Source organism: Ruegeria sp. CDSB114 (assembly GCF_059611025.1).
Genome location: NZ_JBXWOT010000005.1, coordinates 179,655 through 189,315, shown reverse-complemented (window position 1 = coordinate 189,315; position 9,661 = coordinate 179,655). Strand labels below are relative to the sequence as shown.

Sequence of the window (9,661 nt, the reverse complement as noted above, 5' to 3'; positions counted from 1 at the left end):
GTCTTGCCGTGGTCAACGTGCCCAATCGTGCCAATGTTGACGTGCGGCTTATTACGCTCAAACTTTTCCTTTGCCATGATGGCCTCCTTTATCGGTAATGAAGGGAGCCCGCTAATCGAGCTCCCTCAAATTTTCGCTTATGCGTATTTCGCCTGGATCTCGTCCGAGATGTTCTGCGGAACCGGATCGTAGTGGTCGAACTGCATGGTGAACTGGGCACGGCCAGACGACATCGAACGCAAGGTGTTGATGTAGCCGAACATGTTGGCCAGCGGCACAAACGCGTCAATCGCGATGGCGTTGCCACGGTTTTCCTGCCCAGAAACCTGTCCCCGACGCGATGTCAGGTCACCAATGATACCGCCGGTATATTCTTCCGGAGTGATCACTTCGACCTTCATGATCGGCTCAAGCAGTTTCGCACCCGCTTTGCGCATGCCTTCACGCATACCCATACGCGCCGCGATCTCAAAGGCGAGAACCGAAGAGTCCACGTCGTGGTATTTACCTTCGATCAGGGCAACCTTGAAGTCGATCACAGGGAAGCCAGCCAGCGGGCCGCTATCCATGACGGATCTGATGCCTTTTTCAACGCCCGGGATGTATTCCTTGGGCACCGAACCACCAACAACACGAGATTCGAACGAATAACCTTCGCCCGGCTCTGTTGGGGTGATGATCATCTTCACCTCAGCGAACTGACCCGAACCACCCGACTGTTTCTTGTGGGTGTAAACGATCTCGGCTTCGTGACCGATGGTTTCGCGATAGGCCACCTGCGGCGCACCAATATTCGCTTCAACCTTGAATTCACGCTTGAGACGGTCAATCAGGATGTCCAGGTGAAGTTCGCCCATGCCCTTCATGATGGTCTGACCCGATTCCAGATCAGTTTCCACACGGAAGGACGGGTCTTCGGCGGCCAAACGGCCCAGACCCTGGCTCATTTTTTCCTGGTCAGCCTTGGTTTTCGGCTCAACCGCGATCTCGATCACCGGATCGGGGAAGGTCATGGTTTCCAGAACCACCGGATCGCCGGTCGAACACAGAGTGTCGCCCGTGGTGGTGTCTTTCAGACCTGCCAGCGCAATGATGTCGCCCGCGAACGCTTCGGTGATTTCCTCACGTTCGTTCGAGTGCATCATCATCATCCGGCCGATACGCTCTTTCTTACCCTTGGTCGAGTTCAGAAGCGTGTCGCCCTTGGACAGAGTGCCCGAGTAGATGCGGGTAAAGGTCAGCGAGCCAACAAAGGGGTCGTTCATGATTTTGAACGCCAGACCCGAGAACGCCATATCATCATCCGCACGGCGGGCGATGTTACGGGTTTCTTCTTCGTCACCGGGTTTGAAGCCCATGTAATCGACAACGTCCAGCGGGCTGGGCAAATAGTCGATCACAGCGTTCAGCAGTGGCTGAACACCTTTGTTTTTGAACGCCGAACCACCCAGAACCGGAACAAACGCGATTTCCAGAGTACCTTTGCGCAGCAGGGCGCGCAGGGTTGGAACGTCGGGCTCATTGCCTTCCAGGTATTCCATCATCGCGTCGTCGTCCATTTCGACGGCCGCTTCGACCATTTTACCGCGCCATTCGTCAGCCATGTCCTTCAGGCTGTCGCGGATCGGTGCTTTGACCCAGCTTGCGCCTAGGTCTTCGCCCTGCCACAGCCATTCTTCCATGGTGACCAGGTCGATCAGGCCTTCCAATTCGGTCTCTGCGCCGATCGGAATACCAACCGGAACAGCGCGTGCGCCGGTACGGTCTTCGATCATTGCAACGCAGTTGAAGAAGTCCGCGCCGATCTTGTCCATCTTGTTGACGAACACCATCCGCGGAACCTTGTAGCGGTCAGCCTGACGCCACACGGTTTCGGTCTGAGGTTCAACACCGGCGTTTGCGTCAAGAACGCAGACTGCACCGTCGAGAACCGCCAGCGAGCGTTCAACTTCGATGGTGAAGTCAACGTGGCCGGGGGTGTCGATGATGTTCAGGCGGTGCTTGGGCGAGTCAGCGGTTTCACCGTCTTCGGTGCGTTCCCAGAAAGTGGTCGTCGCAGCCGAGGTGATGGTGATCCCGCGTTCCTGCTCCTGCTCCATCCAGTCCATGGTGGCTGCACCGTCGTGCACCTCACCGATGTTGTGGGATTTGCCGGTGTAGTACAGGATGCGTTCCGAGCAGGTCGTCTTACCTGCATCGATATGCGCCATGATACCGAAGTTACGGTAATGGTTGAGTGTATATTCGCGTGCCATTTCAATAAGCCTCTGGAATTACCAACGGTAGTGGCTGAAGGCTTTGTTCGCCTCGGCCATCTTGTGGGTGTCTTCACGCTTCTTAACGGCGGTACCGCGGGACTGTACGGCGTCCAGCAGTTCGCCGGCGAGGCGTTCTTCCATGGTGTTTTCGTTACGGCCACGCGCAGCAGTGATCAGCCAGCGGATGGCCAGTGCTTCGCGGCGCTCAGGGCGCACTTCGACCGGAACCTGATAAGTTGCACCACCAACCCGGCGCGAGCGAACCTCGACCGACGGTTTGATGTTGTCGAGTGCTTCGTGGAACACTTCGACAGGTGCGCGCTTGATCTTGCCTTCAACGCGGTCAAATGCGTTGTAGACGATGCGCTCTGCAACCGACTTTTTACCGTCGATCATCAGGTTGTTCATGAATTTGGTCAGTACCTTGTCGCCAAATTTGGCGTCAGGCAGGACTTCGCGTTTTTCGGCGGCGTGACGACGTGACATATCAGCCTCTCCTTCTTATTTGGGACGCTTCGCGCCGTACTTCGAACGACGTTGCTTACGGTCTTTGACGCCTTGGGTATCCAAAACACCACGCAGGATGTGGTAACGGACACCGGGAAGGTCTTTTACACGGCCGCCACGGATCAGAACAACCGAGTGTTCCTGCAGGTTGTGGCTTTCACCGGGGATGTACGAGATCACCTCGAACCCGTTGGTCAGGCGCACCTTGGCAACCTTACGCATCGCCGAGTTCGGCTTTTTCGGTGTGGTTGTGTAAACACGTGTGCAGACGCCGCGTTTCTGCGGGCACTGCTCCAGGTGCATGGACTTCGAGCGTTTTACTTTCGGCTGCCGCGGCTTGCGGATCAGCTGTTGGATCGTTGGCATTCCGGTTATATCCCCGTTTTGCAACACACATGACATGCACGCGTGATGCGTGCGGTTAAATTCGCTGCACTCGTGCGTCCACAAGCGCAAAACCCGCGAGCGTTCCCATTCCGAGGTGAACGTCGCGGTTTGTTATCAGAGGGCGCGAACGATAAAAGAGTTCGGGCCTTGACCAGTTCATTACTGAAATCGGTTTTGGGGCGGCCCCCGGTACCGAGATGTGGCGCGTAATAGGGGGAGTCGGACCCAGTGTCAACAGTACAGCTGATCCGTTCCACATCAGGCCGTTTCGCGCTGGAACCAAAGCTCATCCAGTCTTACCGCCCGTTGCAGGAACAGGTCCGTGCAGGCATAGTCAGCCCATTGATCTGGACCACGGATGAATCATGCAAATACTTGGCCTGTGTCGTTTTTCCTATCCCGCCCATGGCGGCTTTCAGATCGAACACGAAACGATCGAGGACCGGCGCTCCTATCTGTATCAACCTGACCGGCTGGAAGAGCGGTTTCGCCTATTTGAAACTACTAGCCTGCCCTGTATAAAAGAGCAAACCGACGAGGATTTTCAGTTTCTCATCGTGATCGGTGAATGCCTGCCAAACCCGGCACGCGAACGTCTTTACGACTTAACAGCGGGCATGCCTCAGGTACAGATCATCGCACGCGAACCAAAGCGTCATCGCAGGGTCATGAAAGAAATCCTGAATTCAGCACGCACCAAACCGGACGCCCCCTGCATCCAGTTCCGCCACGATGATGACGATGCGGTTTCGGTCGATTTCGTTGAGCGCTTGCGCATCGCCGCAGATGAGGGTCAGGGCTTAATGCGGAACCACAGAACCGTTGCGATTGACTACAATCAGGGGTTCCTGGCCCGTTTCGGTGCAGATGGCATCAGGGCGGCACAGGTGTATCAACCTTTGCTGGGGGTGGGCTTTGCAATGTACTCCGCCGGGGGGAGTGACTTGACGATCATGAATTTCGCACATCACCGGATCGGAAATTTCATGCCCGTTATCAGCTATCCGGATGCACCTATGTGGGTCCGCACGCTTAACCAGTTCAACGATTCTCCGCATGCGCGAAACAGCAAGACCGAGCTGTCCCCCCTAACCTCTGAACAGGAAGGCGAATTCATCGCACGGTTCGCCATCGACCAGGACGCCGTTCGCCGCATTCATTCGGCAGATTGATGCGTCCTTTCACGGAACAGCATGAACATTCCTGCCCCAACCACTAAGGCCGCGCCCGCCATCGTAATCCTGTCGGGCCAGTCCCCAAATACGGCCCAGCCCAAACCCAACGCCCAGATCAGACTGGAATAACGAAACGGCGCGATAAAGCCGATCTCACCAGCGCGCATGACAATGACGCTGAACAAATATCCCGTCAGAACAAAGACCGCAGCACACGCTACCATCGAACCGGCGGCTGCCGGAACCGGAACCCAGCCCGAGACAGAGGTGACAAGAACCGCCGTCAATGTAATCGTCGCGGTTGTTGCCAGCGTTACTGCAAGTGATGGCACATGCACCGACATGCGTCGCGTAATCAAATCCCGGGCAGTTACCGAAGCAACTGCGATCAAAGCATATATCGCGTAGATGCTGAAACCATCCGTGCCCGGGCGAACGATCAGCAACATACCGGCGAACCCGAAAACGATGGCAAGAATCCGACGCCAACCGATATACTCTTGAAAAAACAACGCGGCTCCAAGTGTTACGGTTAATGGCAAGGCCAGCAGAATGGCCGTCACGTTTGCCAACGGCATATGAAGCAGCGCGACCAAAAAGAAAATTGTCGCCAACAATTCGGCGAGACAACGTGCCGCGACCAACCACTTGTCATGACGCGGAAAGTTCAGATGCAACGCCCCATAGTACCGTGCCAGAAGATACACCAGAATGGTCGCCAAAACCCCGCGGATGGCAACCATCTGAAACAGCGGTATCTGGGCTCCGGCGGCCTTGATCAAAGTGTCATTGATGGTGAAGGCAGCCATGCTGCCCATCATCAGCAAAGCACCCCTGAAATTCGGCGTCACTCTTTTTGAACTCCGCATTTGGCCACGAAGTGCATTTGGCGGCGTTCAAGAAAGAGATGTCAATATGGCTCCGCCCACCAATGCTCTGCTAGCATGACATTTCCAATGGCGCTTCATGCAGCGCCCCACCCGAGCCTGAAATGAAAAGGCCCCGCGAAATCGCGGGGCCTGATCTTTGGAATTTAGGATCGCTTATTCGCGGCTTTCCGGTGTTTCCACCAGAACATCCAGCTCGTCGCCGACCATATCGTCATCCATCATCGGCGCAGCCAGAGCAGCGGCGGCTTCGGCCTCTTCCCGGCGGGCTTCGATGACAACGTTGTCACGCGACTGCGCGACGCGCTGTACGCTTTGCGTTGCGCCACCGGTACCGGCAGGGATTAGACGACCGACGATCACGTTCTCTTTCAGGCCAACCAGCTTGTCTTTCTTGCCCTGAACCGAAGCCTCGGTCAGAACCCGTGTGGTTTCCTGGAACGACGCCGCCGAGATGAACGAACGCGTCTGCAGCGAGGCTTTGGTGATCCCCAAGAGGATCGGCTCGCCCTGAGCCGGACGTCCACCGCGGGCGAGGGTCTTCTCGTTGGCCGCGTCGAACTCCTGCTTGTCGACATGTTCACCTTTCAGCAGGGTGGTGTCACCTGAATCCAGGATCTCCCACTTCTGCAGCATCTGGCGCACGATCACTTCGATGTGCTTGTCGTTGATCTTCACGCCCTGCAGACGATAAACATCCTGCACTTCGTCGATCATGTAATCCGCCAGCGCTTCGACACCCATGATGGACAGGATGTCATGCGGGGCCGGGTTACCGTCCATCAGGTATTCACCCTTCTGGATGAAGTCACCTTCTGCAACCGGGATGTGCTTACCCTTGGGCACCATATACTCGATGGTCTCCATGGACTCGTCAGCCGGTTCGATGCTGATGCGACGCTTGTTCTTGTAGTCGCGACCAAAGCGCACGTAACCATCGGCTTCTGCGATGATCGCGTGATCTTTCGGGCGACGGGCTTCGAACAGTTCGGCAACACGCGGCAGACCACCGGTGATGTCCTTGGTCTTGGCACCTTCACGCGGGATACGCGCGACAACTTCACCAGCTTCGATCTGCTGACCGTCTTCGATCGACAGGATCGCGTCCACCGACATCGGATAGTGAACCGGGTTGCCCGCATCGTTACGGACTGGTTCGCCATCTTCGCCAACCAGAATGATCTCAGGCTTGAGGTCGCTGCCTTTGGGGGCCGCGCGCCAGTCGATCACGATCTTCTGGGTCATACCGGTTGCATCGTCGGTCACGTCGCGGACAGCAATGCCCGAAACCAGATCAACATATTTCGCGGTACCGGACTTTTCGGCGATGATCGGCAGGGTGTAAGGATCCCATTCGAACAGCTTGTCGCCACGGTTCACCTTGGTGCCATCCTTGACGAACAGCTTCGAGCCATAACCCAACTTGTGGTTGGCACGCTCTTCGCCATGTTCGTCTTTGATCACCATCTTCATGTTCCGGCCCATGACCAGGCTTTCGCCCGCGGAATTGACCAGGATCTGCGGGTTCTCGAACGAAACGACACCGTCGTGGCTGGCTTCCTGGAACGACTGCTGACCACCTTGCGCAACACCACCGATGTGGAAGGTCCGCATTGTCAGCTGCGTACCGGGTTCACCGATGGACTGGGCGGCGATGATGCCGACAGCCTCACCCGTGTTGACCATAGTACCGCGTGCAAGGTCACGACCGTAGCAGGTTGCACAGACGCCTTCCTCGGACTCACAGGTCAGAGGTGAACGGATGCGCATCGACGCAACAGCGGCCTCATCAATGATATCAGCCATGCGTTCGTCGATCAGCTGACCCGCAGCGACCAGAACCTCATCGGTACCGGGACGCAGAACGTCATCGGCAGAGACACGGCCCAGCACACGTTCGGCTAGCGAAGCAACAACTTCACCGTCGTTTACCGCGGCTTCCGCAGTGATCGCACGCTCGGTTCCACAATCGAGCTCACGCACGATGCAGTCCTGTGCCACGTCCACTAGACGACGGGTCAGGTAACCCGAGTTCGCCGTTTTCAGAGCAGTATCCGACAGACCCTTACGGGCGCCGTGGGTCGAGTTGAAGTATTCAAGAACGGTCAGACCTTCCTTGAAGTTCGAGATGATCGGCGTCTCGATGATGTCACCGTTCGGCTTGGCCATCAGGCCGCGCATACCGCCCAGCTGTTTCATCTGAGTGACCGAGCCACGCGCGCCCGAGTGGGCCATCATGTAGACCGAGTTCGGTTCCTTTTCAGACCCGTCCTCTGCCCGATCCGAAGATGAGATCGTGCTCATCATCGCTTCGGTTACACGATCGTTACACTTCGACCAGGCATCAACAACTTTGTTGTACTTTTCACCCTGAGTGATCAGGCCGTCCATGTACTGCTGTTCAAAATCCTTCACCTGACTACGGGTTTCATCGACGATGCCCCATTTGTCATCCGGGATCACCATGTCGTCCTTACCGAACGAGATACCGGCGCGGAACGCTTCCTTGAAGCCCATCGACATGATCTGGTCACAGAAGATGACCGACTCTTTCTGACCGCAGTAACGGTAGACGGTGTCGATCACCTGCTGCACTTCTTTCTTCCGCAGCAGGCGGTTGACCAGTTCGAACGGCGCCTTGTTGTTCATCGGCAGCAGAGCACCCAGGCGCACTCGGCCCGGAGTGGTTTCAAACCGCTGTTGAACTTCGTTGCCTTCGCTGTCGATCTGGCTGATCCGCGCGGTGATCTTGGTGTGCATATGCACTTCACCAGCGTCCAGCGCGTGCTGAACTTCGTCGATCGAGCCAAAGACCTTGCCTTCGCCCGGCATACCTTCGCGTTCCAGGGTCACATAGTACAGACCCAGGATCATATCCTGCGACGGAACGATGATCGGCGCGCCGTTTGCTGGCGACAGAACGTTGTTCGTCGACATCATCAGAACGCGGGCTTCCAGCTGGGCCTCAAGGCTCAGCGGGACGTGAACGGCCATCTGGTCACCGTCGAAGTCGGCGTTAAAGGCCGAACAGACCAACGGGTGCAGCTGGATCGCTTTACCCTCGATCAGAACCGGTTCAAACGCCTGAATGCCAAGACGGTGCAGTGTCGGCGCACGGTTCAGCATGACAGGGTGTTCGCGGATCACCTCGTCGAGGATATCCCACACTTCGGGACGCTCTTTCTCGACCAGTTTCTTCGCCTGTTTCACGGTCGAAGACAGACCCTTGGCTTCAAGGCGCGAGTAGATGAACGGCTTGAACAGTTCCAGCGCCATCTTCTTGGGCAGACCACACTGGTGCAGCTTGAGTTCCGGACCGGTCACGATGACCGAACGGCCCGAGAAGTCGACGCGCTTACCCAGAAGGTTTTGACGGAAGCGACCCTGCTTACCCTTCAGCATGTCCGACAGCGATTTCAGCGGACGCTTATTGGCGCCGGTGATCACGCGGCCACGACGGCCATTGTCGAACAGAGCATCGACGGATTCCTGCAGCATCCGCTTTTCGTTGCGGACAATGATGTCAGGTGCGCGCAGTTCGATCAGACGCTTCAGACGGTTGTTCCGGTTGATGACGCGGCGATACAGATCGTTCAGATCCGAAGTCGCAAAACGACCACCATCCAGTGGAACCAGCGGACGCAGTTCCGGCGGAATCACCGGGATCACGGTCATCACCATCCACTCAGGCCGGTTGCCCGACTCGAGGAAGGATTCAACAACCTTCAGACGCTTGATGATCTTCTTGGGCTTCAGCTCACCAGTTGCTTCGGCCAGATCAGCACGCAGCTGTTCGGCTTCGGCTTCCAGATCGATCTGGGCCAGCATCTCACGGATAGCTTCGGCACCGATGTTCGCGGTGAACGCGTCCATGCCATAGGCATCCTGCGCGTCCATGAACTCTTCTTCGGTCAGCATCTGACCATAGGAGAGGTCGGTCAGACCGGGCTCGATGACGACATAGTTTTCAAAGTACAGAACGCGTTCCAGATCGCGCAGCGTCATGTCCAGCATCAGACCGATGCGGGACGGCAGCGATTTCAGGAACCAAATGTGTGCGACGGGCGCGGCCAGCTCGATATGACCCATACGCTCGCGGCGGACTTTCTGCAGGGTGACTTCCACACCGCATTTCTCGCAGACAACGCCGCGATATTTCATCCGCTTATATTTACCGCACAGACATTCGTAATCTTTGATCGGGCCAAAGATACGCGCGCAGAACAGACCGTCACGTTCGGGTTTGAACGTCCGGTAGTTGATGGTTTCGGGTTTCTTGATCTCGCCATAAGACCAAGAGAGGATCCGTTCCGGGCTGGCCAATGAGACCTTGATCTCGTCAAAGACCTTAGGCGGCGTCAGCGGGTTGAACGGGTTATTGGTAATTTCCTGGTTCATTTTGCGTCCTTACAAATTGGGATGGGATGAGTTTGGGGCGTTGCCGCCC

The 9,661-nt window shown here is 56.6% G+C and carries 6 protein-coding genes; 1 reads left to right on the top strand and 5 read right to left on the bottom strand.

Annotation, left to right across the window (positions count from 1 at the left end; all coding sequences use genetic code 11):
• Positions 1-137: 137 nt before the first annotated feature.
• The 3 genes from fusA to rpsL are packed head-to-tail and all read right to left on the bottom strand — an operon-like array spanning position 138 to position 3,131.
• Positions 138-2,255 (bottom strand): elongation factor G, encoded by a 2,118-nt coding sequence (gene fusA / locus AC2FIP_RS13945; RefSeq protein WP_496692464.1) that lies wholly within the window; start codon positions 2,253-2,255, stop codon positions 138-140.
• 18 nt (positions 2,256-2,273) lie between these two features.
• Positions 2,274-2,744, bottom strand: coding sequence for a 30S ribosomal protein S7 (gene rpsG / locus AC2FIP_RS13940; protein WP_008756926.1), 471 nt, complete (start codon positions 2,742-2,744; stop codon positions 2,274-2,276).
• Positions 2,745-2,759: 15 nt separating this feature from the next.
• Positions 2,760-3,131, bottom strand: a complete 372-nt coding sequence (gene rpsL, locus AC2FIP_RS13935; RefSeq protein WP_005621086.1) for a 30S ribosomal protein S12 — start codon at positions 3,129-3,131, stop codon at positions 2,760-2,762.
• Between the two features lie 386 nt (positions 3,132-3,517).
• Between rpsL and AC2FIP_RS13930 the strand changes: the two genes are divergently transcribed.
• A complete protein-coding gene (locus AC2FIP_RS13930; RefSeq protein ID WP_496786872.1) occupies positions 3,518-4,324 on the top strand; it encodes a putative rhamnosyl transferase in 807 nt (268 codons plus the stop codon).
• On the opposite strand, the gene AC2FIP_RS13925 is transcribed toward AC2FIP_RS13930, so the two are convergent.
• Together AC2FIP_RS13925 and rpoC are read right to left on the bottom strand one after the other, a co-directional pair.
• Positions 4,309-5,178, bottom strand: coding sequence for a DMT family transporter (locus AC2FIP_RS13925; RefSeq protein WP_496786871.1), 870 nt, complete (start codon positions 5,176-5,178; stop codon positions 4,309-4,311). The genes AC2FIP_RS13930 and AC2FIP_RS13925 overlap by 16 nt on opposite strands.
• A 192-nt stretch (positions 5,179-5,370) precedes the next feature.
• Entirely contained in the window at positions 5,371-9,612 is a 4,242-nt protein-coding gene (rpoC, locus tag AC2FIP_RS13920; protein WP_496786870.1) for a DNA-directed RNA polymerase subunit beta', read from the bottom strand.
• Between the last annotated feature and the right edge of the window lie 49 nt (positions 9,613-9,661).